Source organism: Inhella inkyongensis (assembly GCF_005952805.1).
Classification (GTDB): domain Bacteria; phylum Pseudomonadota; class Gammaproteobacteria; order Burkholderiales; family Burkholderiaceae_C; genus Inhella; species Inhella inkyongensis.
Genome location: NZ_CP040709.1, coordinates 3,516,484 through 3,540,594, shown reverse-complemented (window position 1 = coordinate 3,540,594; position 24,111 = coordinate 3,516,484). Strand labels below are relative to the sequence as shown.

Annotated in this window: 24 protein-coding genes and 1 riboswitch; of the genes, 8 read left to right on the top strand and 16 right to left on the bottom strand. The window is 67.9% G+C overall.

Features of this window, described 5'->3' with window-relative positions; all coding sequences use genetic code 11:
• Positions 1–16: 16 nt before the first annotated feature.
• From FF090_RS16670 to FF090_RS16655, 4 genes are all read right to left on the bottom strand, one after another.
• Positions 17–715 carry a glutathione S-transferase family protein gene (locus tag FF090_RS16670; RefSeq protein WP_138857799.1) on the bottom strand — a complete coding sequence of 233 codons (699 nt, stop codon included), beginning with the start codon at positions 713–715 and terminating at the stop codon, positions 17–19.
• Positions 716–792: 77 nt separating this feature from the next.
• The gene (locus FF090_RS16665; RefSeq protein WP_138857798.1) at positions 793–2,364 is read right to left on the bottom strand and encodes a M20/M25/M40 family metallo-hydrolase; all 1,572 of its coding nucleotides are present in this window, start codon (positions 2,362–2,364) and stop codon (positions 793–795) included.
• Positions 2,365–2,513: 149 nt separating this feature from the next.
• On the bottom strand, positions 2,514–3,455 hold the full coding sequence (locus FF090_RS16660; RefSeq protein WP_138857797.1) for a complex I NDUFA9 subunit family protein: 942 nt from the start codon (positions 3,453–3,455) through the stop codon (positions 2,514–2,516).
• A gap of 8 nt (positions 3,456–3,463) precedes the next feature.
• Positions 3,464–5,503, bottom strand: a complete 2,040-nt coding sequence (locus FF090_RS16655; RefSeq protein WP_138857796.1) for a lytic transglycosylase domain-containing protein — start codon at positions 5,501–5,503, stop codon at positions 3,464–3,466.
• A gap of 25 nt (positions 5,504–5,528) precedes the next feature.
• Between FF090_RS16655 and FF090_RS16650 the strand changes: the two genes are divergently transcribed.
• Positions 5,529–6,074, top strand: coding sequence for a 5-formyltetrahydrofolate cyclo-ligase (locus tag FF090_RS16650; RefSeq protein ID WP_175423695.1), 546 nt, complete (start codon positions 5,529–5,531; stop codon positions 6,072–6,074).
• Positions 6,075–6,480: 406 nt separating this feature from the next.
• On the opposite strand, the gene FF090_RS16645 is transcribed toward FF090_RS16650, so the two are convergent.
• Complete coding sequence (locus FF090_RS16645; RefSeq protein WP_138857794.1) at positions 6,481–7,431, bottom strand: LysR substrate-binding domain-containing protein; 951 nt, start codon at positions 7,429–7,431, stop codon at positions 6,481–6,483.
• 93 nt (positions 7,432–7,524) lie between these two features.
• On the opposite strand from FF090_RS16645, the gene FF090_RS16640 reads away from it, so the two are divergent.
• A complete protein-coding gene (locus FF090_RS16640; protein WP_138857793.1) occupies positions 7,525–7,773 on the top strand; it encodes a DUF2917 domain-containing protein in 249 nt (82 codons plus the stop codon).
• On the top strand, positions 7,770–8,093 hold the full coding sequence (locus FF090_RS16635; protein WP_138857792.1) for a cupin domain-containing protein: 324 nt from the start codon (positions 7,770–7,772) through the stop codon (positions 8,091–8,093). The genes FF090_RS16640 and FF090_RS16635 overlap by 4 nt, the downstream gene beginning before the upstream one ends.
• A 246-nt stretch (positions 8,094–8,339) precedes the next feature.
• On the opposite strand, the gene FF090_RS16630 is transcribed toward FF090_RS16635, so the two are convergent.
• Positions 8,340–8,765, bottom strand: coding sequence for a GNAT family N-acetyltransferase (locus FF090_RS16630; protein ID WP_138857791.1), 426 nt, complete (start codon positions 8,763–8,765; stop codon positions 8,340–8,342).
• A complete protein-coding gene (locus FF090_RS16625; protein ID WP_138857790.1) occupies positions 8,762–9,142 on the bottom strand; it encodes a TfoX/Sxy family protein in 381 nt (126 codons plus the stop codon). Before FF090_RS16625 ends, FF090_RS16630 begins: the two co-directional genes overlap by 4 nt.
• Positions 9,143–9,181: 39 nt before the next feature.
• Here FF090_RS16625 and FF090_RS16620 point away from each other — a divergent pair, with 39 nt between their 5' ends.
• Both FF090_RS16620 and pepQ read left to right on the top strand, forming a co-directional pair.
• Complete coding sequence (locus FF090_RS16620) at positions 9,182–9,766, top strand: 5-formyltetrahydrofolate cyclo-ligase (RefSeq protein ID WP_138857789.1); 585 nt, start codon at positions 9,182–9,184, stop codon at positions 9,764–9,766.
• A gap of 40 nt (positions 9,767–9,806) precedes the next feature.
• Positions 9,807–11,177, top strand: a complete 1,371-nt coding sequence (gene pepQ / locus FF090_RS16615; protein WP_138857788.1) for a Xaa-Pro dipeptidase — start codon at positions 9,807–9,809, stop codon at positions 11,175–11,177.
• Here the strand turns inward: pepQ and FF090_RS16610 are convergent.
• From FF090_RS16610 to FF090_RS16575, 8 genes are all read right to left on the bottom strand, one after another.
• Complete coding sequence (locus tag FF090_RS16610; protein WP_138857787.1) at positions 11,174–13,354, bottom strand: TonB-dependent receptor plug domain-containing protein; 2,181 nt, start codon at positions 13,352–13,354, stop codon at positions 11,174–11,176. The genes pepQ and FF090_RS16610 overlap by 4 nt on opposite strands.
• An 83-nt stretch (positions 13,355–13,437) precedes the next feature.
• The gene (locus FF090_RS16605; protein ID WP_138857786.1) at positions 13,438–14,691 is read right to left on the bottom strand and encodes a GGDEF domain-containing protein; all 1,254 of its coding nucleotides are present in this window, start codon (positions 14,689–14,691) and stop codon (positions 13,438–13,440) included.
• Between the two features lie 7 nt (positions 14,692–14,698).
• On the bottom strand, positions 14,699–15,532 hold the full coding sequence (gene metF, locus FF090_RS16600) for a methylenetetrahydrofolate reductase [NAD(P)H] (RefSeq protein ID WP_138857785.1): 834 nt from the start codon (positions 15,530–15,532) through the stop codon (positions 14,699–14,701).
• Positions 15,533–15,544: 12 nt separating this feature from the next.
• Positions 15,545–16,312 carry a TlyA family RNA methyltransferase gene (locus tag FF090_RS16595; protein WP_246071452.1) on the bottom strand — a complete coding sequence of 256 codons (768 nt, stop codon included), beginning with the start codon at positions 16,310–16,312 and terminating at the stop codon, positions 15,545–15,547.
• Positions 16,313–16,433: 121 nt separating this feature from the next.
• Positions 16,434–17,846 carry an adenosylhomocysteinase gene (gene ahcY / locus FF090_RS16590; RefSeq protein WP_138857784.1) on the bottom strand — a complete coding sequence of 471 codons (1,413 nt, stop codon included), beginning with the start codon at positions 17,844–17,846 and terminating at the stop codon, positions 16,434–16,436.
• Between the two features lie 69 nt (positions 17,847–17,915).
• Positions 17,916–18,005, bottom strand: a riboswitch (S-adenosyl-L-homocysteine riboswitch).
• 25 nt (positions 18,006–18,030) lie between these two features.
• Positions 18,031–18,708 (bottom strand): Fe2+-dependent dioxygenase, encoded by a 678-nt coding sequence (locus FF090_RS16585; protein ID WP_138857783.1) that lies wholly within the window; start codon positions 18,706–18,708, stop codon positions 18,031–18,033.
• 10 nt (positions 18,709–18,718) lie between these two features.
• Positions 18,719–21,022, bottom strand: a complete 2,304-nt coding sequence (locus tag FF090_RS16580; RefSeq protein WP_138857782.1) for a TonB-dependent receptor — start codon at positions 21,020–21,022, stop codon at positions 18,719–18,721.
• 106 nt (positions 21,023–21,128) lie between these two features.
• Positions 21,129–21,902, bottom strand: a complete 774-nt coding sequence (locus FF090_RS16575; RefSeq protein ID WP_138857781.1) for an energy transducer TonB — start codon at positions 21,900–21,902, stop codon at positions 21,129–21,131.
• Positions 21,903–22,062: 160 nt separating this feature from the next.
• Here FF090_RS16575 and FF090_RS16570 point away from each other — a divergent pair, with 160 nt between their 5' ends.
• A complete protein-coding gene (locus FF090_RS16570; protein WP_138857780.1) occupies positions 22,063–22,632 on the top strand; it encodes a thymidine kinase in 570 nt (189 codons plus the stop codon).
• Positions 22,620–23,009: a DUF5329 family protein gene (locus FF090_RS16565; RefSeq protein WP_246071451.1), complete on the top strand. Its 390-nt coding sequence runs from the start codon at positions 22,620–22,622 to the stop codon at positions 23,007–23,009. The genes FF090_RS16570 and FF090_RS16565 overlap by 13 nt, the downstream gene beginning before the upstream one ends.
• A 12-nt stretch (positions 23,010–23,021) precedes the next feature.
• Here FF090_RS16565 and FF090_RS16560 read toward each other — a convergent pair whose 3' ends face one another.
• Complete coding sequence (locus FF090_RS16560) at positions 23,022–23,594, bottom strand: TMEM175 family protein (protein ID WP_138857779.1); 573 nt, start codon at positions 23,592–23,594, stop codon at positions 23,022–23,024.
• A gap of 127 nt (positions 23,595–23,721) precedes the next feature.
• Between FF090_RS16560 and FF090_RS16555 the strand changes: the two genes are divergently transcribed.
• Positions 23,722–24,111: an MAPEG family protein gene (locus FF090_RS16555; protein WP_175423694.1), complete on the top strand. Its 390-nt coding sequence runs from the start codon at positions 23,722–23,724 to the stop codon at positions 24,109–24,111.

The following is a 24,111-nucleotide window of genomic DNA, read 5'->3' as shown; positions in this document are numbered from 1 at the left end:
CGGGGATGAGTCAGGCTCAGCGCGGTGCCTCGCTGGCGCCGCTGCGATAGGGCTCGTCCTCGACCACAAAGCACTTCTCGTCCATGGCGCCGGCCACCCAGGCGCGCACGGCTTCATTGGCCTCCAGCGCGCCCACATAGCTGGCGGCCTCCGGCCCCAGGGGCAGGCCGTAGCGCAGCACGCGCATGGCCACGGGGGCGAAGTAGGCATCGACGGCGCTGAACTCGCGACCGAACAGATAGGGCCCGCCATGGGCCTGCAGCGCCGGCTCCCAAAGGGCCTCCAGACGGGTGAGGTCGGCGAACAGATTGGGTTCGCTGGCCAGCAGGCGCCGACCCACGGCTTGCAAGTCGCAATCGATGTTCATCGGGCACAGGCGGCGCAGATCGCCAAAGCCGCTGTGCATGGTGGCGGCCATGCTGCGCGCCTGCGCGCGCTGCCTGGGGTCGCGCGGCCAGATGGCGTGCTGAGGAAACAGTTCGGCCAGGCGCTCGACGATGGCCAGGCTGTCCCAGGTGGTGAAGCCATCGTCTTCCACCAGCACCGGTACCCGGGCCGTGGGCGAGAAACGAACTGCGGCGCTGCTGAATTGCGAGCCCGGACCGAAATCAAAGCGCAGCATCACCTCGTCGAAGGGCAGGTCGAAGTGCTTCATCAGCACCCAGGGCCGCATCGACCAGGACGAGTAGTTCTTGTTGCCGATCACGAGTTGCATGGGAGTCTCCGCTTCAAGTGTCGGCAGTGTGCCCGAGAGGCGTCCCCGCCGCAGCCCGGCTGCGGCGGGGCCTGCGTTTACTGCGGCCGGTACACCACCGTCAGCTGGTAGCTGCCGGCCGTGTAGCCCTTGAGCAGTACATAGGCGTCGCCGTTGGCGCTGAAGCTCAGGGTGCAGCTCTCGGTGGCGGTGCCACCGTCACTCTTGCAGCCATAGCGGCTGGTGGTGGGCACGCTGCCGGCCCGGGCGTAGAGGTCGATGTCCCCCGTGCCTGTGGTGCTGGCCTTGAAGCTGCCGCCGCCCGCCACTTTGAAGGGGCCGAAGCTGCGCGTCTGGCCGCGCGTGAGGCTGCCGCTGAAGGTCTCGGTCTTGTCAGTGGGCGGTGGCACGCCGGGGCCGTCGCTGCCCAGTTCCACCGCGTAGGCCAGGGCCAACTTGGCGAACTTCAGCGCATGCTCGGCCTGGTTGCCGCTGTTGGCAAAGGTGTCGTTGGCGGTGTGGATATGGGGGTTGGAGCCGCTGAAAGTGGCTTCGAAGGGGAAGCTGGCCACATAGCCCTGGGCGGTCCAGGAGGCATGGTCCGAACAGCCGTAGCCGCAACGGTCCGTGCCCACCTTGAGCGTCGGCAGGTAGCTGGTGATCAGGTTGGTGACGAAGCCGTTTTGCGTGCTGTCGGTGTAGTCGGTGTAGATGTAGATGTCATTGGCCGAACCCTTGTAGTTCGTCATGTCCAACTGCATCACGCCCACCACATTGATGCCGGCCGTGGCATGGGCCTTGGCAATCTCGGCCGAACCGCGCAGGCCGACCTCTTCCGCCGCGTAGGCCATGAACTTGAGGGTGCGGCGCGGCTTGTAGCCGCTGGCGGCCAGTACGCGCAGGACCTCGGTGACCGAGGCCACGCCCGAGGCGTCGTCGTCGGCGCCGGGCGCCCGCGAGGTCTCACTCACGCCACTCGACAGGGTGGAGTCCAGATGGCCACCCAGCACCACCACCTCGGCGGCGTTGTCTGTGCCCTGGATCGTCGCGATCACCGACTTCTGCTTCCAGCCCGCGTGCGTGTACTGCTCCACCGTGATGTCGCTGCGGCCGGCGGCCAGCGTCGTCCAGCGCTGTTTGAGCCAGTCCGAGGCTTGCACGCCCGCCGTCGTTTGGTAGTAGCGGTTGGTGAAGCCCGAGAGATCGACGATGGTCTGTCCGATATGGCTGGACTGCATCTGCCCGAGCAGCGGATTGACTGCAGTCTGCTGGTCGATCACATAGCTGGGCCGGGTGGCGGTGGCCACCGCCAGGCGCTGGCGCAGGCCACTGTCGGCCTGGCGCTGCAGCAAGGCCAGGCCCTCGGCTTGGCTGCTATGGAACATATAGCCACCGCAGCGCTTGAGCTCATGGTGCACGGCCTCGGACAGGGCGGTCAGCTGACCTTCATCGACCTGCACCAGATGGATGCGCTCGCCGCCCGTCTTCAGCCTTGCGGCGGCTTGCACGCTGGAGCGGGTCTCGGTCACCGCGCCCTGTCGTTGCAAGATCTGCAGCGCGGCATCGCCCACGCTGATCCAGACCTTTTCGCCCGCCTGTGCTGCCGGTCCCGCGAGGGCGCCGCACAGGATCAAACCAAACCACCCCAACTTCTTTGTCGTCGTCTGCATTCCAGTCTCCGAAAAGTGTGGAACGGCAAGCGACCCAGGCTGCGCTGGTTTGTGGCCGACCGTCCCGTTGATGGAGCCAGCTGCGGGACTGCCAGCAAGCGCGGCGATGCTAGCCGCACGGAGGAGTCAAGAGGTAGAACTTTGTGAACTCAGCGGCGGGCGCGCAGCTCATCCAGCCGCGCTTCGGCCTGCCCCGGCGCCAGATAGAGCGGCACCACCTCGGCCAGGCTGTGGGCTTGCACGCCCAGTTCGCGCAGGCCCGGCAGCTGCCCCGTGGCCACATTGGGCACGCGCAGGGAGCGCAGGTTGTCGCGGCTCAAGAGCGGACCCGGCAGCCATTCCATGAACTGGGCCTGTAGATAGGCCAGCGGCGCGGGCAGGGGCAGCACGGACCGGGCGCAGCCGGCCCAGCGGCCCGCCAACTGCACCAGCTCACGCAGGGTCTTGATCTCGGGTCCGGCCAGCTCATAGGTCTGGCCGATGGCCTCGCGCCATTCCAGGCTTCGGAGCAGTGCCGTTGCCACGTCCTCCACCCAGACCGGCTGCATGCGTGCGCTGGCGCCCCCCAGGGGCAGCAGCGGGAAGACGGACTGAAGGCTGGCGAACAGGTTCAGGAATTGATCGCCGGCGCCGAACACCACCGAAGGGCGCATCAGCGTCAGCGGCAGGCCGTCCAGCGCCCGCAGCGTGGTCTCGCCCCGGGCCTTGGAGCGCAGATAGTCCGAGCCGCTCGCCTCGCCCCCTTCCACGCCCAGGGCGCTGACGTGCACCAGCTGCCCAATGCCGGCCTGCACGCAGGCGCGGCCCAGGCGGTGCGGCCACTGCACATGCAGGCGTTCGAAATCGACCGGCCGGCCGTGCAGGATGGCGATCAGATTGACCACCGCGTCGTGCCCGGGCAGCAGGCTCTCCAGCAGTCCGGCCTCCCCGAGCACATCGCCGCGCACCACTTGCACGGCCGGCAGGGCGGCCAGCCCGCGCCATTGGCGGTCGCGCCGGGTGGGCACGGTGATGCGGTGACCGGCGCGTTGCAATTGCTCGCACAGGGCGCGGCCGATGAAGCCGCTGCCGCCCAGAACCAAGATTCGCATGGCGCGTCCTATTCGCCGACGCTGGGGCGCGGCAGTTCCAAATTGGCCGGCGGCGCGCCGGCTGGGCGTGGGCCGATGCGCAGGCCCAGGCGTTCCCTTAAGGTCGCTTGCTCACGCCCGAGCAGGCGTGCGTACACCGTGGCGTTGGACACCACCTTCTGCACATAGTCCCGGGTTTCATGGAAGGGCAGCACCTCGGCCCAGGCGGCGGCGTCCAGCTCGGCCCCCTCGCGCCAGCGCCGCGGCCGACCTGGCCCGGCGTTGTAGGCCGCCGCCGCCAAGGGCAGGGCGCCGCCGAAGTCGTCCAGCACCAGGCGGAAGTAGCCCATGCCCACGCGCAGATTGAAGTCGAGCTCCTGCAGCTTCTCGGGCGCGTAGGCCAGGCCCAGTTTCTTGGCGGTCCAGCGCGCGGTGGCGGGCATCACCTGCATCAGGCCGCCGGCACCGGCATGCGAGCGTTGGCCGTTGATGAAGCGCGACTCCTGGCGCATCAGGCCATAGGGATCGGCGGGGTCCAGGCCGGCCGTGCGGGCCTGGGCCAGCATCTGCTCGCGGAACGGGGTGGGGTAGCGCTGGGCCAGATCGATCTGGGTCTTGGTGCGCTCGCTGGTGTTGATGCAGCGGTCCCAGACCTCGGCCTCGCAGGCGCGCTGGGCGGCCGCCAGCAGCTCGCGATCGTCCATGCCGCGCAGGCTGAAATTCCACTCGCGCACGCCCTCGCCACGCAGGCCTTGTTGAATCAGCAGCAGGGCGCGGTTCAGGCCTGCATGGCCGGCGGCGCGCTGGCGCTCGGCTTCGCTCAGGGGGGCGGGGGCGGCGGGCAGGGGCAGTCGCTGGCCGAGTTCTTCAGCGGCCAGCTGGCCGTAGAAGTGCAGAGGGTGGGCCAGCTTGAGCAACTCACCGCGCGCGGCGTGGCGCTGCGGCTCGCCGGTCTCGCCCTCGGGCGCGGCGCGGTAGCGCGCTTGGGCCAGCCAGTAGCGCCAACCGCTTTCTTGACGCAGCGATTCGGGCATGCCTTCGATCACTTGACGCAAGAGCGGCCAATCGCCCGCGCCTGCATTGGCGCGCAAGGCCGCACGGGCCGCCCAGGTCAGGCTGTCTTCACTCCAATCGCGGGTGGCCTGGCGCACCGCAAAGGCCTCGCGCACGAAGTCGGCGGCATCCGCTTGCAGGCGAAAGCCCGCCTGACGCGCGGCCTGGGCCCAGACCCATTGCTGCAGGCCGGGCGAGAGCGCGGCGGCCCAACGCTCGCGCATCAGCTCAGGGAGCCGTTCGGTGCTGCTCACGCTCAGGCGCACCAGGGCCACGGCCGCCTCCTCCTGGTGCCAGCGGCCCTTGGTGTGGGCGCTGCGCGTCAGGTATTGGCTGGGTTTCTCATAGGCCTCGTTCAGCGACTTGGCCTCGTGCGGGCGCAGCAACTCCAGGGTTTGTTTGAAAGCTTTGGCACGGCTGGCTTCGACGCTGCGGTTGATCTTCAGCCGCAGCTCATCGCTGCCAAAGACCTTGCGCTCCACCAGGGTCTTGGCCATCGCATGGCAGCCCTCGTCGGCATCTTTTTGGGCGAGCCAGGCCTGCAGCGCACGTTCCTTCAAGGGCAGTGGGCTGGGTTTGAGGGCGCGACCCAGGGCCAGCTCGGCGCTCAGCGCATGGCAGTGGACCTCGCGGTCGTCATCCATGCGAAAGCGCGGGTAGTCGGCGGCAAAGGCCGTCCAATCCTGGCGCCGGCCCAGCTCCAGCAGCCAGTCGTTGCGCAGTCGGTCTTCCACATAGCTGCCCGGCCAGCGCTGGTAGAAGGACTCCAGATCGGCCACCTGGGCCGAGGGCAGGGCGCTGAATTGGCGCCAGTAGTCGACCCAGGAGGCCAAGGGATGGGCCTGTGCCTGGGCCCGTTCAGCCAGCACGCTGAGCTGGGCGCGATCGCGCTTCTTCCAGGCGGCCTGGGCTTCGGCCATCAGGGCATCGGGGGTTTGGGCCAGGGCGGCCGAGGCGGAGGCGGCCGCTACACAAAGGGCCGCCAGGCGGCGGCATCGATACTTCAGTTCACGCATGGCCGCCATTGAACACCAAATGAGCATGTCCCCTTCCCGCGAGGCGCTGCGCCTGCAGCTCAAACAGGCCCGACGGAACTTCCTGGCCGGCCCGTCCGCACCGCACGCGGCCAGTGCCCTGGCGCGCCAGCTGCGGCCCCTGCTGGATCAGTTGGAGCCCCTGTGCCTGGGCCTGTACTGGCCGCTGGAGGGAGAGTTCGACCCGGCCGAGCTGCTGCCGCATCTGCAAGGGCTGGTGCTGGCGCTTCCTTTTGCGCGCCGCGAGGGTCGGCAGATGCAGTACCGGCGCTGGGACGGTCAGGCGCCGTCCCTCAAGGACGAGATGGGCATCCCCAGCAGCGCGGGTGCCCCGGCCGACCCCGATGTGGTGCTGGTGCCCTGCCTGGGCTTCACCCGCGAGGGCTACCGCCTGGGCTATGGCGGAGGCTACTTCGACCGCTGGCAGGCCGCTCACCCGGGGGTGACCACCGTGGGACTGGCCTGGAGCGTGGGCGAGGTGCAGTTTGCGGTGGAGCCGCATGACCAGGCGCTGACCGTGGTGGTGACGGAGCGGGAGCTCATCGCACCTTAGTTTCTTGGCTCTGCTCGCGTTCAGTAGTGACGCCGAGGTCCGGTCCGTTTTGATTGGCGATGGCCTCGGTGTCTGTAAGCGAGGGTGCAGGGTGGGCGGCGCAGTGAAGTAAAGGGGGAGCCCTGGGTGCCGGCAGGCACTCGGGGCGGCGGACATGAACGGAGCCGCCCGCCCTGCGCCCTCGCTGCGCTCGCCAGCTGAACAACAGACCCTGTACCAAGGCGCGGAGCCCATCAGGGCGCCGGGGCACTGTGCTCCGCTCATGTCCCCCGGCGACATCCTGGCGGATGTCGCCTCCTCCTTGACTTCGCTACACACAGCGCCCCATCACCCTGATGCGAGACACCGAGTTCATCGACGGCTAGAAGGACCCGCGGTGCGGATCACTACCTAAAGCGAACTGGGCCTAGTTTTTCAAGGCCGCCCGCGTCAGCGCCGCCTCGCTGCGCAGCCAGTCGCAGAAGTGCTGCACCTCGGGTCGGGCCTGAGAGGTTTCGCTGACGCGCAGGAAGTACTGCGCCGGGGTGCTCAGGCGGCGGCTGGGGCCGAAGCTTTCGATCAGCTCACCGCTGGTCAGCTGCGGCAGCACCAGGGGCAGACGCGCCAAGGCCACCGCCTGACCCGAGAGCGCGGCCTGCACCTGCTGGTGGGTGAAGTTCAGCAGCAGCCAGCGGCGCGGCTGCAGATCGGGCAGGCCTTGGGCGCTGAGCCAGCCGCGCCATTTGGCATGCACATTGGCGGGGCGATCGTCGTCCTCCTCCGCCAGGGTGTGGCCCGCCAGGTCGGCAGGTTCACGCAAGGGCGGCAGATTGAACTCGGCCGCGCGCAGCTCGCGCGCCGGGCTGTGCACCGGGGTCAGGACCTCGCCGAACAGGGCCTCGGCACGGCTGCCGCGCGGCGGCTGCACAAAGTAGCCCAGGGCCAGGTCAAAGCCGGCGGCCTCCAGGTCTTGAACCTGGTCGTTGGCCGAGATGCGAATGTCCAGATGCGGGTGCTGGCGCTGAAAGGCCTCCAGCCGCGGTAGCAGCCACAGGCTGGCAAAGGAGGCGAAGGTGCTGAGGTGGATCACCTGACGCCCGGCATCCTGGCGCAGCTGGCGCACCGTGCGGTCCAGGCGAGTGAGCAAGGGCAGGGTGGCGGCCAGCAGCTGATGGCCGGCGCCTGTGAGCGCCACGTGTCGGGTGCCGCGCAGGAAGAGGGCGACGCCCAGCTCCTCCTCCAGCAATTTGATCTGCCGGCTGATGGCAGGCTGGGTCAGGTGCAGCTCCTCGGCCGCAGCGCGGAAGTTGAGCAGCCGGGCCACCGCCTCGAAGGCGCGCAGCGGTCCCACGGCCAGCGGGCGGGTTCTCGCATTCATTCTCAAAGCTTATCAATAGGTCGCGCCCTTTTGATTGGACCGTCGATCTCTACTTGAGAAAAATGCGTACCAGGCAAACAAGGAGGCCGACAAATGATCACCAATGCAAATCAATCATCCTGGGCGCTGCAGACCCGGCAGGTCGTGAACCACCGGGTTCACCAGGCGCAGACCCTGGCCGTGCAGTCCGGGCGTCTGTGGTTGACGGGTGCGGGCCGGCTGGACGCGCCGGCGCAGGACTTCGTGCTGGAGCGCGGGCAAACGCTGCGCCTGGAGCCTGGGCAGAGTGTGTTGATCGAGGCCTTGCAGCCCAGCGACTTTCTGCTGGCGGAATCACTGTGAGCGCAAGCGCGCGGGTGATCCGCAGCGCAGAGTTCCAGGCGGAGCGCGCCTGGGGGGCGCTGCCGGTGGCGGAACTGGATGGCGTGACGGTGCGCCTGCACTGGACGGACTCGCCCTACATCTGGCACGTCAATGACGGCGAAGAAGTGTTCGTCGTGCTCGACGGTCAGGTGTGCATGAAGGTGCGGGAACAGGGCGTCGAGCAGGTGCATTGGCTGCAGCCCGGCGACATCTTCCACGCCCGGGAAGGCTGCGAGCATGTGGCCCATCCGCAGGGTGTGGCGCGGGTGCTGGTGGTGGAGCGCGAGGGCTCGGTCTAGGGCCCGTTCACACTAGGCCAGGCCCTTTCCCTCCGGGTTGCCACCAGAAAAGGGCGCCTACTTTGTTGCGAAGCTCGCTGGGGCTTTGTGTGGACAGCTTGGGCCCTGAGGGCCCGAGCTGCCTCACAAAGAGCAGGGCCTCTGGCCCTGCGCGGCCTGCAAGGCCACAGCCCCAGCTTCTCTTCGCGCCGCGTTGGCGCCCTTTCTGGACGGCAACGCGCCGGCCTCCATTAGTGTGAACGGGCCCTAGCCGTTCTTGCGCAGCAGCAGATAGGGCCCATCACTGGATTCGCCACGCCCTTCTTCCTGCCAGCCCTCGCGGGCATAGAAGCGCAAGGCTTGGCGGTTGCGGGCCACGCATTTGAGCCGCCAAGGCTTGGGCAACAACGGGTCCAGGGCCGCCAGTAGCGCGCGGCCCAGGCCAAGCCCCTGGGCCTGCGGGTCCACATAGAGGTGGTGCACAAAGGGGTCGTCCGGCTGCACGGACACCAGGCCTAGCAGGGCGCCGTCCCGGCCTTCGGCCACCAGCACCGTCTCGCCCACGGAAACGGCCGCGAAGTTGGGCGCCTGGCGCGCGGCCTCCGGCAGCCAGTCGGCTTGAGCGATGCATCGGGCGTAGAGCGCTTGAAGCGCCGTGGCGTCCTGGGGTTCAGCCCGGCGAATCCTGGTCATGCTTTGCGCTTCCTGGGCACGGATTTGGCCGGCGGTTTGGCCGCCCGCGCCTGCAGCGCGGCCTCCATCGCCCGGCGCGCCCAGGGCTGCATCTCGGCGGGCGACTCCATCGCTACTTCGGGCGCCGTGTAGTAGTTCAGGCTGGCCGTGCTGCCGTCCTTCATCGGGTAGACAAAGCGCTCGCAGCCGGCGGCTTCGAAGGCCGCCCGGTGGGTCTCGCTGACCTTCAGATAGAGCCGATCGAACGCGATCAAGGCGATGAAGAGCTCGTCCACATACAGCCCCACGCCGCCAAACATGCGCCGCGCCCGCGTCGGCCCCAGGGGCTGCAGCAGCTCCTGGCAGTGTTGTGCGAAGGGGTCGGTGGGTTGGGTCATTAAGAAAGGTGATCTCGAATGGTGATCACAATCCGGGGCATGAGCATTGATTGTGCGTCTCCGAATTCGCACGGCCGCAGCGCGCTGCGCGAGGTGCTGATCGAACTGCGGCAAGAGCTGCCCGACCGCCACGAGCGCGCCATTCGCCTGCAGGAGGTGCTGCGGGTGTGGTTGCTGCAGCGCACCGAGCTGCGCATCGGCGCCTACTGGCCCATCAAGGGCGAGTTCGACCCCTTGCCCTCGCTCTACCGCTGGGGCGAGGACCACCCGGAACGTCGCATCGGCTTGCCCGTCAAGCACCGTGACACCGGCTTGCTCAGCTACCACGTCTGGTACCCCGGCTGCCCGATGGAAGAAGACGCCTTTGGCATCCTGAAGCCCAAGGAGACCGAGCAGTTTGAGCCCGAACTCATCCTCGTGCCCTGCCTGGGCTACGGCGCCGGCGGCCTGCGGGTGGGTTATGGCGGCGGCTTTGTCGACCGCACCCTTCGCGAGCGCCAGCCGCATCCCTTTACCTGCGGGCTGGCCTATAGCGTGAGCTGGGTGCCGGGCTTGCAGGCCGGGCCCGAGGACCGCCCCTTGGACGCCATCCTGACCGATGAAGGGCAGGTCTGGGGCGCTTGATTCGCGTTTCCGGGCGCACAGCCCTGGCCACAATGGGGCCATGCACCTGCCCATTCACTCCGATCTCGGCGCGCTGTTTGCCGCGCACATTCAGGCCCTGCAGCAGCGTTGTGAAGGCCTGATGGCCGCGCAAGGCTATGACGCCCTGGCCATCGCGGCGGGGGTCGAGAAGTTCGCCTTTCTGGACGACCGGCCCTACAGCTTTCAGCCCAACCCGCACTTTGTGCACTGGGCGCCGCTGACCCAGCACCCGGGCAGCTGGGTGCTGGTGCGGCCCGCCGCCAAGCCCTTGCTGATCTATCTGCAGGCCGAGGACTACTGGCATGCGGTGCCGGCTGCCCCTGCCGGTTATTGGGTCGATGCGTTTGAGATCGTGGTGGTGCGCACGCCGGAGCAGGCGGCGCAGCAGCTGCGCGACGCCGCCGCGCATCGGCCGGCTTGGATCGCCGAGGCCGATGCGTTGCCGCCGGGCTTCTCCGGCGCGCACAACCCCGAGCCCTTGCTGGCGGCGCTGCACTTCGCGCGCGGCGTCAAGACGGAGTACGAACTGCAGCTGATGCGCGCGGCCAGTCGGCGCGCCGCACTCGGTCATCTGGCGGCGCGGGCGGCCTTTGAGGCGGGTGGCTCCGAGGCCGACATCCATGGCGCCTATCTGGCCGCCAGCGGCCAGGCGGAACGCGAGCTGCCCTACGGCAATATCGTGGCCTTAAGCGCGCACGCGGCGGTGCTGCACTGGCAGTTCCAGGACCGCGAGCCGCCGGCCCAGCCGAGCACGCTGTTGATTGATGCCGGCGCTCAATGCGCCGGCTATGCCAGCGACATCACCCGCACCTGGCTGCACCCGCAAGCCGCAGCTGGCCGGGCGCGTGAAGACTTTGAAACCCTGTTGACGGGCATGGAGGCGTTGGAACTGGCCCTGGTGGATCAGGTGCGCGCCGGCAGCGACTACGTGGCGATTCATCTGGACGCGCATCGCCGCATCGCCGCGCTGTTGATCGAGCAGGGTTTGCTCAAGGGCCTGAGCGCTGAAGCGGCCGTGGCACAGGGCGCCACGCGTGCCTTCTTCCCCCATGGTGTCGGCCATCTGCTCGGCATTCAGGTGCACGACATCGCCGGACTGCAGATCGACGCCCAGGGTGGGCGCCGTGAGCGCCCGGCGGGTCACCCCTATCTGCGCCTGACCCGTCATCTGGAGCCGGGCATGGTGGTGACCATCGAGCCCGGTCTGTATTTCATCCCCATGCTGCTGCGCGAGCTGCAGGCCGGCCCCTTGGCCGCCCATGTGGACTGGGCGCGGGTGGAGGCCTTGAAGCCCTTTGGCGGCATCCGCATCGAAGACGATGTGGTCTGCCGCGCTGGCGGCGCCCCGGAGAACTTGAGTCGCGAGGCCTTTGCGGCGCTGGGTGCTTAGAACCGCATCTCCGCCCGCAGCGTCCAGGTCGTGAAGCTGCGCTGCCGGCTTTCACTTTGCTGGGTGCCGGCGGCGGACTCGATCAGGGTTTCGTTGAAGGTGTCGAGTCGGCTCAGATTGGCCAGCCCGAGGCGCCAGCTCAAGGTTCGATCCACCGTCCATTGCAGATAGGCGTCGATGACCGAGCGCGGGCTGCTGCGCACCTGCAGGGTCTCGGTCTGCTGGATCCAGATCGTCGGCACATAGCTCCAGTTGGCCCCCAGGCTCCACGCGCCTTGGCGGTAGTCGGCGCCCAGATTGGCGCTGAAGCGTGGTTGGGCGTCGATGCGGTTGTGTGGTCCTTCGATACCCTCCACCTGCGAGGTGAAGAGGCTGAGGTTGGCGCGCAATTGCAGCGGCGTGTTGGGCAGTGCAGGCCACAGCTCATCGAGGCGGGCCTTGGCCTCCAGCTCCAGACCTGCGGTGCGCGCGTCGCTGAGGTTGCGCGGGCGGGCCACAAAGCGCGGGCTGCTGTCCCAGCTGACGGTTTCGAGTGCGATCACCGAGCGAATCAGGCCCTGAATCTGGCGTGTGAACAGATTGGCCGAGAGCAGGCCGCCCTTGCTCAGGTAGTGCTCCCAGCCCAGTTCCAGTCCGGTGGCCAGCTCGGGGCGCAGCGACGGGTTGCCGGCGCGGTCGGGGGTGAGCTCGGTGTTGGGGCCGCTGGGGAATTGGTTGTTGATGGCGGGCCGCGCGATCAGGTCGTTCAGGTTGGCGCCGCGGTAGCTGCGCGTCAGGCTCATGCGCAGCTGATCGCGACTCTTTGGGTCCGGCTTCCACAGCGCGTGCAGCAGGGGCGACAGCACTTCACTGCGATTGCGCACCGCCCCCACCAGCGGGCCGCCGTCGCCGCGGCTCTCAATGCCCTCCCAACGCAGGCCGGCGTGCAGATTCCATTGCGGGCTGGCCTGCCACTCGTCCTGGGTGTAGAGGGCCAGGCGGCGGGTGCTGGCCTGCAGGTCTTCGCCGAAGTCGGCCAGGCCGGGCTTGGGGGCGCCGTTCTCCAAGGTGCGGCGCTGGTTGTCGCGTCGGCCGGCCTCCAGCTCGAGGCCACTGACCCAGCTGTGTTCGGCGGCGGTTTGGTGGCTGAGCTTGGTCGTCAGATGCAGGTTGTCGTCACGGGTCTCGCTGTGATCGTCTTGCGTGCGCACCAGGCTGCCCAGCCGCCGCTCCTGGCGCGAGCTGTCGCTGCTCTGTTGCGTGCGACCGCCGTGGCCGCGCAGTTCCAGTCGGGTGAATTCGGCCAGGCGTTTTTGGTAGTTGCCGCCCAGGCGCAGGGTGCGTGAGTCGCCCTGGCCGTCGCTGTGAACCGTGTCGTATCGGTCCACCACCTGCTCGTTGAAGTCACTGCTGCTGCGGCCACGGCCCAGCACCAGAAAAGGCATGAGCGTGAGTTGCTCGCCCTCGCCCAGGCGCCACAACAGGCGGCCATTGAGGTTGACGCTGTCACGCCGCTCCTGGCTGCTGCCCAGGGTGCGGCTGATGATTTGGCCATTGGTGCCGCCCGGACCGATCTGACGGGTGTTGATGTCGTCACCCCGCTCCTGGTGATTGGCCACGGCGGTCAGCGAATAGTTGAGACCGGGGCCCAGGCTGTCGTTGCGCGTCCAACTGATATTGGCTTGCGGTGCGCCATGGTCGCCGCCCACGCTCAGGCGCGCCTCGTGCAGCTGCCGCGCCAGGGGTTCGCGCAGGATGATGTTGATCGTGCCGGCCACGGCACGGGCGCCGGTCTCGGCGGTGGGGGCGCGCTGGATCTCGATGCGCTCGACCTGCTCGGGCGGAATCTGGTCGATGGCAAAGCCCGGCGGCATGCGCTCGCCGTCCACCAGGATCTGCGTGAAGCCCCCGCCCATGCCGCGCATGCGGATCTCGCCCCCGCGCCCCGGGCGGCCGCCTGGGGTGACGCCGGGCAGGCGGCGCATCAGGTCGACCAGATTGCCGTCGCCAAAGCGCAGCAGATCCTCGCGGCTGATGACGATCTTGCTGGCCGTGCTGGCACGGCGTCGGCTCTCGTCGGTAGCTTGGCCGCTGACCTCGACCTTGTCGAGCTGGGCCGCCGAGGCGGGCGGGGTCGGGGGCTGAACCTGTGCGAACAGCGAGGTCGGCAGCAGGAGGATGAGGAACAAGCGCGACATGGCCGCGAGTGTCCCCTCCTGCTGCGCCTGCTCGGGGCCCTTTGCGCTTCTTTACGGCCGCTGGTGGCGCGCGGGTTGGGATCTCAGGAGCGTGTGAGCCACCCTACCACCGGCTCGGTCGGGCTGCTCAGGGCCAGCCGGCGCGCAGCGGCCAGCAGCAAGGTGCGCAAGGCATCGCCATCGGCGGGCGCCGCAGCCAGACCCACCCGAGCCATCAATGGGCGCTTCTGCCCGTCGGCCAGCTCCAGGGGCTTGTTGATCAGGCTGTCGCGCATTTGCTCCGCGATCTGCAGGGCATCTTGAGGCGGGGTGCCCGGCAACACCACCAGGAAGTCGGCCGGACCGCGGCGCAGCACCACGTCGTTGTGGCGCAGGGCAGCTCGCAAGGTGTCGGCGGCGTGGCGCAGCGCCAACTCGGCGGCCCGCTCGCCCAAAGTCTGACGGATGTCGGCCAGGTTCACGAGGCGCAGATGCGCGAGGCTGGTGGGCACGCCACGCAATTGGTCCAGGTGCAACAGTTCCGGCAAGGTCTGGTCCAGGTAGCGGTCGTTGAGTGCGCCGCTGATCGGGTCGGTCTGCAACTGCTGTTCCATCTCGGCCAGCGGTGCGCGAAACGACAGGGCCGCCCACAGGTCCCGGCCCACCAGGGCGCCGCTGGAGCCCATCTCGCGGCGCGTCTGCGCGGCCCGCAGATAGGCATAGGCCAGGGTGGCGAACACCAGGGCCATCACGGCCTTGCCGGCCAGGGCGGGCAGCAAGTTGCTGCGGGTCAGGGCGTCGGGGCCGAAGGCCAGCAGGGAAAAGAGCAGGGTGTCGGCGCTGGCCACCAGCAGCAGCGTGATCAGCAGGCCGAGCCAGCGCCCCAGCGGCTGCAGCGCATTGACGATCAACACGCTGGCCAGCAGGCCGCCGAGCAAGAGGCTGTTGCCCACCAATTCGATCCACCCACTGGCCAGCAGTTGTTGCGCCGCCAAGGGTGACTGCACGCCGGGCTGCCCCAACAGGGCCGCCACCAGCACGTTCACGCCCGCCAAGGCGGCGGCCACGCACACCAGGGTCCAGGCCAGCTGGCGTGCTGCGCCCAGGCCGCAGCGCAGATAGAGCACCTGCACCACCGTCAGCGCATTCATATAGCTGACCACTGAACCCACCCGCACTGCGCCGATCAGCGGAATCTCGACCAAGGTGCCCGTCAGCACATAGGCCTTCAGCCCTTCCAGCGCGCCCATCACAAGCATCAAGGGCGCCAGGCCCAGGGGCTGGCGCAGGCTGAGGGCCAGCAAGCACAGGCCGAAAAGCCCGATGCCCAGCGCGATCAGGAGCAGGCTGCTCAGCATGGGGGCGTCAGTGCGCGCCCAAGCGGCGGCAGATTTCCAGCGTCAGCTCGCTTTGGTTCAGCGAGTAGAAGTGAATGCCGGGCGCACCGCCTTCAATCAGGCGCTCGCAAAGCCGCGTCACCACGTCCAGGCCAAAGGCTCGAATCGATGCCGTGTCGTCCATGAATCCCTCCATCTTCAGCGCCACCCAGCGCGGGATGTCGATGCCATCGCGCTGCGCGAACTGGGCAATGCGATGGTAGTTGTGGAAAGGCATGATGCCCGGGACGATGGCTTGCGTGACGCCCAAGCGGCGCGCCTCGTCCACGAAGTGGAAGTAGGCCTCGGGATTGAAGAAGAATTGCGTGATTGCGGCGTCCGCACCGGCCTTCATCTTGGCCGCGAAGTGCTGCACATCCTTGGCCGCATAGCGGCACTGCGGATGGGTTTCGGGATAGGCCGCGACCTCGATCTGCCAGTCCGGGCCTTCCGTCTCGCGAATGAAGCGCACCAGCTCCTCGGCATAACGGAACTCGCCCAAGCCGGCCGTGCCGCTGGGCAGATCGCCCCGCAGCGCCACCACGCGGCGGATGCCCTGGGCGCGGTATTCGGCCAGGATCTCGCGCAGCGAGTCCCGCGTGGCGCCGATGCAGGAGAGGTGGGGGGCGGCCTGATGGCCGGCTGCGGCAATGGCCTTGACCGTGGCCAGGGTCTTGTCGCGTGTGGCGCCGCCCGCCCCATAGGTGACGCTGAAGTACTCGGGCTTGAGCGCGGCGAGCGCCGGCACCACCTGGTTCAGCAGCTTGTCGTGGCCGACGGGGGTGTTGGGAGGGAAGAACTCGAAGCTGACCGGGGTGCGCATGAAAGCGGGTCCTTAAGTGCGGGTCGCGAGCAGGAAGAACTCGCGGTTGCCATCGCCGCCCGCGATCGGGCTGGCGAAGTAGTCATCAACGTGCAAGCCGGCCGCGGTAGCCGCCTCGCGCAGTTTGGTCTCGACCTTGGGGTAGCTGGCTTCGTTTTTCACCAGACCGCCCTTGCCGATGTCGGCCGGCTGCAGCTCGAACTGCGGCTTCACCAAGAGCAGCGCGCGGGCACCGGGTTTGAGCAGGGCCGTCAGTTGCGGCAGCACGAGCGTGAGCGAGATGAAGCTCAGATCGCCGACCACCCAGTCGAAACCCTCTGCGGGGAAGTGCTCGCCCAGGTCTGCGGCGCACAGTTCACGGGCATTCAGGCCTTCGAGCGTGGCGATGCGCGCGTCACCCCGCAGGCGCGGGTGAAGTTGTGTGTGACCGACCTCCACGCCGACCACTCGCTCGGCCCCGCGCGCCAGCAGCACCTCGCTGAAGCCGCCCGTGCTTTGACCCAGATCCAGGGCCACGCCGCTGGGTTGGAGCCCGCAATGGGCGAACGCGCCTTCGAGCTTGAGTCCGCCGCGCGAGACCCAGCGGGTCTCGGCGTCGTCCTCCACCTTCAGCTCGCATTTCAGCGGCAGCTCATCGCCGGCCTTCTTCGGTGCTGCCCAGCCCTGCGGCCCCAACCAACGCACGGCGCCGGCGGCGATCAGCCGCTGCGCGGCCGAGCGACTGGGCGCCAGACCGCGCTGGACCAGCAGGACATCGATGCGTTCGGTGAGTTTCATCATGCTGCCAACAAACGACTCGCCTCAGCAGTCCTCCACACATCAAGCAGTCACGGCGGAACCGGCTTCGCCGGGCCGCTCGTGACGCCCCCTGGGGGGAGGCGGCGAAGCCGCTTCGGGGGGGTCAATACCGATACGTGTCGTTCTTGTACGGGCCGGCCTTGCTCACGCCGATGTAGGCGGCCTGGGCATCGCTCAAGGTCGTCAACTCGGCGTTCAAGGTGGTGAGCTGCAGGCGCGCCACCTTCTCGTCCAAGTGCTTGGGCAGCACATAGACCTTGCCAACCGCGTACCGATCCTTGTGCGCATACAGCTCCACCTGGGCCAGGGTCTGGTTCGCAAACGAGCTGCTCATCACATAGCTGGGGTGGCCGGTGCCGCAGCCCAGGTTCACCAGGCGGCCCTTGGCCAGCATGATGATGCGCTTGCCATCGGGGAAGACCACGTGGTCGACCTGGGGCTTGATCTCTTCCCAGCGGCAGCCTTCCAGGCCGGCGACGTCGATCTCGTTGTCGAAGTGGCCGATGTTGCAGACGATGGCGTTGTTCTTCATGCGCTCCATATGGGCGCGGGTGATGACATCCTTGTTGCCGGTGGCGGTGACGAAGATGTCGGCCTTGTCGGCGGCCCAGTCCATGGTCACCACGCGGTAGCCTTCCATCGCCGCCTGCAGCGCGCAGATGGGGTCGATCTCGGTTACCCACACCTGGGCGGAGAGCGCGCGCAGGGCCTGGGCGCTGCCCTTGCCCACGTCGCCATAGCCGGCCACCACGGCGATCTTGCCGGCCACCATCACGTCGGTGGCGCGCTTGATGCCGTCCACCAGGGATTCACGGCAGCCGTACAGGTTGTCGAACTTGCTCTTGGTGACCGAGTCGTTGACGTTGATGGCGCGGAACAGCAGGGTGCCCTTGGCGCTCATCTCGTTCAGACGGTGCACGCCCGTCGTCGTCTCTTCGGTCACGCCGATGATCTCGGCGCTCTTGCGGGTGTACCAGGTGGCGTCCACAGCCAGCTTGGCCTTGATGGCGGCAAAGAGGATGCGCTCTTCTTCGCTGCCGGGATTGGCCAGCACGCCCAGGTCTTTCTCGGCCTTCTGGCCCAGATGCAGCAGCAACGTCGCGTCGCCGCCGTCGTCCAGGATCATGTTCGGGCCTTCGCCCGCGGTGCCTGCGGCGCCGAACTCAAAGATGCGGTGGGTGTAGTCCCAGTAGTCTTCCAGCGTCTCGCCCTTGTAGGCGAACACCGGCGTGCCCTTGGCCACGAGTGCGGCGGCGGCATGGTCCTGCGTGGAGAAGATGTTGCAGCTGGCCCAACGCACTTCGGCGCCGAGGGCCTGCAGGGTCTCGACCAGCACGGCGGTCTGGATGGTCATGTGCAGGCTGCCGGTGACGCGTGCGCCCTTGAGCGGCTGGGTGGCGGCGAGCTCTTTGCGGATGGCCATCAGCGCCGGCATTTCGCCTTCGGCGATGGAAATTTCCTTGCGGCCCCAGTCGGCCAGCGACAGGTCGGCAATCTTGTAATCGGGGGTGGACATGGCGGGGCTCCTTGTACGAACTGAAGGACCGCCGATGCTGTGGGGGCAAACGCTCACCCACGGCTGATCAGCGGGTGAGCGCCGTTGCCGCAGGGGTTGGTGCTTCGCCCCTGGCCTTCGAGCCTGGTCCACGGTGGGATTGCAGCGCTCCTCGAAGGCAAGGCCGCGATTCTAGGGTCTGGCCTTATGTTTGGGCCCAAAGCCGCAGCAGGTTGTGATACGTGCCCATCAGGGCCACGGTCTCGGGGCTCTCGCCGTGTTGCTCGCGCAGGCGCATCAAGGCCATGTCCAGGTCAAACAGGATGCGGCGTTGCTCTTCGCCCTGCACCAGGCTTTCGACCCAGAAGAAGCCGGCCAGGCGCGCACCGCGTGTCACGGGCTCCACCCGGTGCACGCTGCTGGCGGGGTAGAGCAGGGCCTCGCCAGCCGCGAGCTTGACGCGTTCCTCGCCGAAGGCATGGCGCACCACCAGCTCGCCGCCCTCGTAGTCCTCGGGGTCGGCCAGAAAGACCGTGCAGCTCAGGTCGCCGCGCACGCGCTGCCCACCCAGGCTGCGGATGGCGTTGTCCACGTGGTCGCCGTAGTGATTGCTGGCACCGGCGTAGCGGTTGAACTGGGGCGGCACGATCTTCTTGGGCAGGGCGGCCGACAGGAAGAGCGGATGCCGCTCCAGCGCGCCCAGAACCAGTTCGCGCAGGGCCTGCGCCTCGGGGGACGCGAAGCGCAGTTGCTCGTTCTGCTTGACCTGCGCGGCCTGGCGGCCGGCGGTCTGCTGGCCGTCCTCCCAAGGCCCTTGGGCCAGCAGGGCTTGGGCTTGCCGCACCTGGTCGGGGCGCAGGACTTCGGGAAGACGGATCAGCATGGCAGCACCCTCAGAACTTGTACGTGCCGGTCAATTGGAACAAGCGGCCGGCGCCCGGCAGGTAGTGGCCCGGGTAGAGGGTGTCGGCATAGCGCTTGTTGGTGACATTGCTCAGATTGCCCTTGAACACCAGCTTGTTGGGCATGAACTGGTATTCGGCCATCAGCTCGCCCACCACAAAGCTGGGCGCCAGGAAACCGGGGTTGCGCAGCGGGGCCACGCTGGAGCGCCAATTCAAGCCACCGCCCACGCGCAACTGCGGGGTGAGCTGGTAGGTGGTCCAGAGCGAGCCCGAGTGCCACGGCGTGAGCGAGGGGCGGGTGCCCTTGCCCTCAGCACCGGGGGCGCCTTCGTCGATGCGCGCGATGGGCATCCACACATAGGAGGCGAAGACTTCCCACTGGGGTGACAGGCGACCGGCCAGGTCCATCTCGGCGCCGGCCACATGGCGCTTACCCGAGAGCAGGAACAGATCCAGGCTGGGGTCCAGATTGCGCTCGTGCAGCTTGGTGCTGCGGAACAGCGCAAAGCGGCTGCTGAACTTGCCGTCGGCCGAGTCGATCTTGGCGCCGGCCTCGACGTTGATGGACTGCTCCGGTGGGGTGTTGGCGTTCTGGGGCGACAGCGAGTAGGCATCTCCCGAGGTGTTGAAGGAAGTGGCGCCGCCCAGGTGGAAGCTCATGCGCTCGTTGGGCTGGAAGAGCAGGCCGGCGCGCTGGCTCCACTCGGACACCGACATGCGGTAGCTGCTCTTGGCGCCAGGGGCGAACTGGTTGTAGCCGTGGGTGCCTGGCGACCCACTCGTGCCGCTGTAGGTGTAGGCCTGGGTGTTGTAGTCGCCGCGCAGACGGTCGTGGCGCAGGCCCAGCAGCAGCTTCCATTCGGGGGCGAATTGCAGTAGGTCCTGCAAATAGAAGCCCAGGGCGCGGGCGCGGTAGTCGTTCACCGGCAGGCGCTGGCGGCGGCTCTCGTCAATCCAGGCGCCGTCATCGGGCGTGCCCACGGTGGTGTTGGGTTTGCTCAGGCCCAGTGCGCTGTAGAAAGCGGCGCGGGTGGCGGCATTCAGGCCCGGGGTGTCGGAGTAGACGGTCTTGTCTTCCTGCGCGAAGTCGAGCCCAGCCTGCACCTGGTGCTTCAGGCCCAGGGCCTGGAATTTGCCGCTGTAGTCGCTCTGCGCGTACAGGGTGTCCATGTCCTGCATCTTGAGATTCGTGCCGCGGGTGATGACGGTCTTGGGGCCAAAAGTATCCAGACCCACCGGACGGCCGCCCGGCTGCAGCGCTGCGGCGCCGAAGCGCACGGTGCCCGAGCGCTGGTCGCGCTCGAATTCGCCACGGGTGATCTTGGTGGTGATTTCGTGCTGGCGGTCGAAGCGGTGCGTGTGGCTGGCCGTGAATTGGGTTGCCTTGCCGGCATTGCGATCGCTGGCCATGCCGTAGTAAGCCTTGGGGTCCACCGGCATCAGGGTGGTTTCGCCGACCGGCGAGACATTCGGCGGCGTGGCCGTGGGGCGGATGAAGGGCATGCCGTAGTTCATGCCGTTCTTGTTGTCTAAGTGATAGGCGCTGAGCAGGAACTCATTGCGCTCGCCAATGCCGGTGCGCCATGCGGCGGCCAGGCCGCTCTTGTCGATGCTGGCGCCGCTGCCGTCGTTGTCGGCCTGGGCCAGCATCGTGCCCAGGCGCAGCGCGCTGCTCTCGCCGGTGCGTAGATTGAAGTCGCCCACGCTGCGAATCAGGTTGTGGCTGCCTACCGTGACCTCGACTTCGTGCTGGTCGATCAGGCGCGGCTTCTTGCGCACCTGGTTGACGGCGCCGCCGGTGGAGCCGCGCCCGAACAGCAGCGAGGCCGAGCCGCGCAACACCTCCACGCGGTCGTCAAAGAAGGTGTCGCGCTCGTAGAAAGCGGGGTCGCGCTGGCCGTCGATGAAGACATCGCCGGTGGTCTGCAGCGCAAAGCCGCGCAGGCGGATGTCCTCTTCGCCGCCCTCGGCCGCCAGGAAGCTGATGCCCGCAGTGTTGCGCAGCACGTCCTTCAAGGTGTCGAGATTGCGGTCGTCGATCAGCTTTTCCGTCACCACGGTGATGGACTGGGGGATGTCGCGCAGCTCCTGCTTGCCTTTGCCGATCTCGGTGTGGGTGGCCTGCACGCCGTCCTTGCCTTGGGGCTCTTTGGGCGCCTTGGCCTTGACGGCCGGCAGTTCGCGCTCGGGGGCGGTGGGCGGGGTGGGGGCGGTTTGCGCCACGGCGCTCAGGCTGAAGCCGGCGGCCAGGGCGCCCAAGGGCAAGAGGGTGGAAAGCTTGGAAGGGGTCATGGTCAGCGGGTCAGGGAATCAAACGGGAGAGGCGCGGCCTCGCCCCTGCCGAAGCGGGGCGCTTGCGCGGGCCGGAGAGGGGGGGAAGGCGGGGGGAAGGGCGGGGTCAGTCCAGTTCGTACTCGAGCCAAGCGATCGCTACGACCTCGATGGCGCGGCCGTCCTCCACGATGGGCACGATGCGGGCACCCTGCATGGCCGTCAGCGCCTGTGCATCCAGGCGGGCAAAGCCAGAACTGCGCTGCAACTGGATGTCGCGCGGGCGGCCTTGGGTGTCGAACACCACGCGCAGACCCACCCGGCCGGCCTCGCCGGCGCGGCGCGACAGCAGGGGCACCTCAACCGCCGGTTCAATCCGGTAGCGCAGTGCCGAAGCGGCGACCGGCTTGGGGCTGGCGACCGGCGCTGCGGGGGCCTGTGCCACCGGGGTGGGCGCTGTGGCTACCGCGGGTGCGGACTGCATTTGCGGGGCCTGGGCCTGGATGGCGGCGGGTCGGGCGCTTGGCGCTTCGAACTCGGGCAGGGGGATGTTCGGCAACAAGGGGGCGGGCACTGGCACCGTGCGCGGCAGCGGGGCGGGTGCAGGCAGCGGCGCCGGGGATGGGCTGTCGTGCAGCAGCCGAACTTCCAACGGCTGGGCGCTGGCGGCCCGGACCACCGTGCGGCCGGCCTGCAGCAGTGCCAGGGCACCCAGCAGGTGCAAAGCGACTGTGGCCACCAGGGCCAGGCGGCGAGGCTTTTGCGCTTGCCAGCCCATGTGGGCGGGTGCGGCTTGATGCGGCCAGGACGCCGCGCCACGGCGGGGCTGAGCAGCCTGCTGGCGGGTTGGCGCAGCAGGGGGCGACAGATGCGGCGGCTGGGGCAGGACCAGGGTGGACATGGGAGGGAAAGGCGGGTGTGGGAGCGAAGGTCTGCTGTATCGCGAAGCCGCACTGTATCGCAAATGCGAACGCCTCGCATTTGCATTTGATGTTTGACGGGGAGCGCACGCCGCCACGCCGCGACAATCCGCGCCCCGTCCCCTGCACACTGAATTCGGAATGGCAAAGCTCTTCTGGCGCTATGGCGCCATGGCCGCCGGCAAGACCCTGGCCCTGTTGGGCGTGGCGCACAACTACGAACGCCTGGGCCGCGCGGTGCTGATCTACACCGCCCAGCTCGATGACCGCTATGGCGAGGGCGTGGTGGGCACACGTCTGGGGCTTCAGCGTCCGGCGCGCACCTTCACGCCCCAGACCCGTTTTGAGGCCGCCGACATCCCTGAGGGCACGGCCTGCGTGCTGTTCGACGAGGCCCAGTTCCTGACCACGCCGCAGGTGCGCGAGCTGCACCGCATCGCCGTGCTGCATGGGGTGCCGGTGATCTGCTACGGCCTGCGCACCGACTTCCAGGGCAATGGCTTTGAAGGTGCGGCGGCGCTGGGCCTGCTGGCTGACCAGATCGAAGAATTGAAGACCGTCTGCGGCTGCGGTCGCAAGGCCAGCTTCAATGTGCGGATGGACGCCGAGGGTCGGCGCGTGCGCGAAGGCGAGCAGGTCTCCATCGGCGGCGATGCCCAGTACCACGCGGCCTGCCCCTACAGCTTCTACACCGAGCAATGCAAGCCCTGATGCTGCGTGCGCTCGGGATCGGACTCGCGCTCTTCAGCACGTTGCTGGCCGCAGCGCCCACGCCGCCTGGGGTCCGCGCGGAGCTGGACGGACTGTTTGCCGAGTTGCAGCGCCAGCAGTGCAAGCTCTACCGCAATGGCAGCTGGCACGAGGCTGCGCAGGCGCGCCAGCACATGCTGCGCAAGTTGGCCTATCTGGAGGAGCGCGGCACGGTGCAGAGTGCTGAGCAGTTCATCGAGCAGGCTGCAACCAAGAGCAGCACCAGCGGCAAACCCTATGAGGTGCAATGCGGCCAAGCGCCGGCCCAGCCCAGCCGCACCTGGCTGCTTGCGGCGTTGGCCGCCCAGCGCAAGGCGCGCGCGGCGTCGGCCCCCTAGAACCCAGCTTCTTCAGTTCAGCTGACGCTCAATGCGTCGATCCGGCACCAGCCACAGCAGTGCAACCGCCACATAGCCTGTCATCGCGAGCGCGGGGCTGACAAAGCTCAGCGGGATCGAGGCCGCGTAGATCAACGGCGACACCTTGCCCTTCCAGTCTTTGCCGACGGCCTGCGCCAGCACTGAGCCGGGCCCTTGCTGGTGCTTGATCACCGTCACCAGCAGGAAGTAAGACAGCGCAGCAGCCAGCAGCACCGCGCCGTAGAGGGCGGTCGGCAGCGCGGCAAAGTGGTTCTCGCCCATCCAGGCGGTGGCGAAGGACACCAGCGAGAGCCAGAACAGCAGATGCAAATTGGCCCACAGCATGCCGCCGCTGACCTTCTGCACCAGGTGCATCAGGTGATGGTGGTTGTTCCAGTAAATGCCCAGGTAGACGAAGCTCAGCGCATAGCTCAGGGCCTTGGGCCAGAGGGGGCTGAGCGCGTCCCAGTTGGCGCCGTGGGGGGCCTTGAGTTCGAGCACCAGAATGGTGATGAGGATGGCGAACACGCCATCGCTGAAGGCTTCAAGACGGGTCTTGTGCATGAAGGGGGCCGAGTGAGGGACAGGCCTCGATTGTTGGGGCGTACCGCAGGCCCAGGCCTTGCAGGTTTGCAAGCCCGATGTGCAGCCGCATCAGCTACAAAGCGGCCCTCACGACCCAAGGATGCTCATGCAATCTGTGTCCATCACCCTGACCTTGCTCGGCCTGTTGGCCGTGGCGCAGGTGCCCCTGACCATGATGGTGGGCCTGACCCGCGCGGCCAAGCAGATCTCGTTCCTGGACGGCGGTGACGACACGATGCTGCGACGCATGCGTGCGCACGGCAATTTCGTGGAAAACGTGCCGATGGCCCTGTTGGTCATTGGCGCGGCGGAGTGGACCGGGGCGCCCAACTGGATGGTGCTGGCTTGTGCGCTGAGCCTGGTGGCCGGCCGCAGCCTGCATGCCTGGTCTTTGCTGTGTCGTGGCCCGGTGCTGACGCGGGCCATTGCCATGCTGATGACGCTGGCGCCGATGGCGGTGGGTGGGCTGTGGCTGCTGGCCGCTCAACTGCGCTGA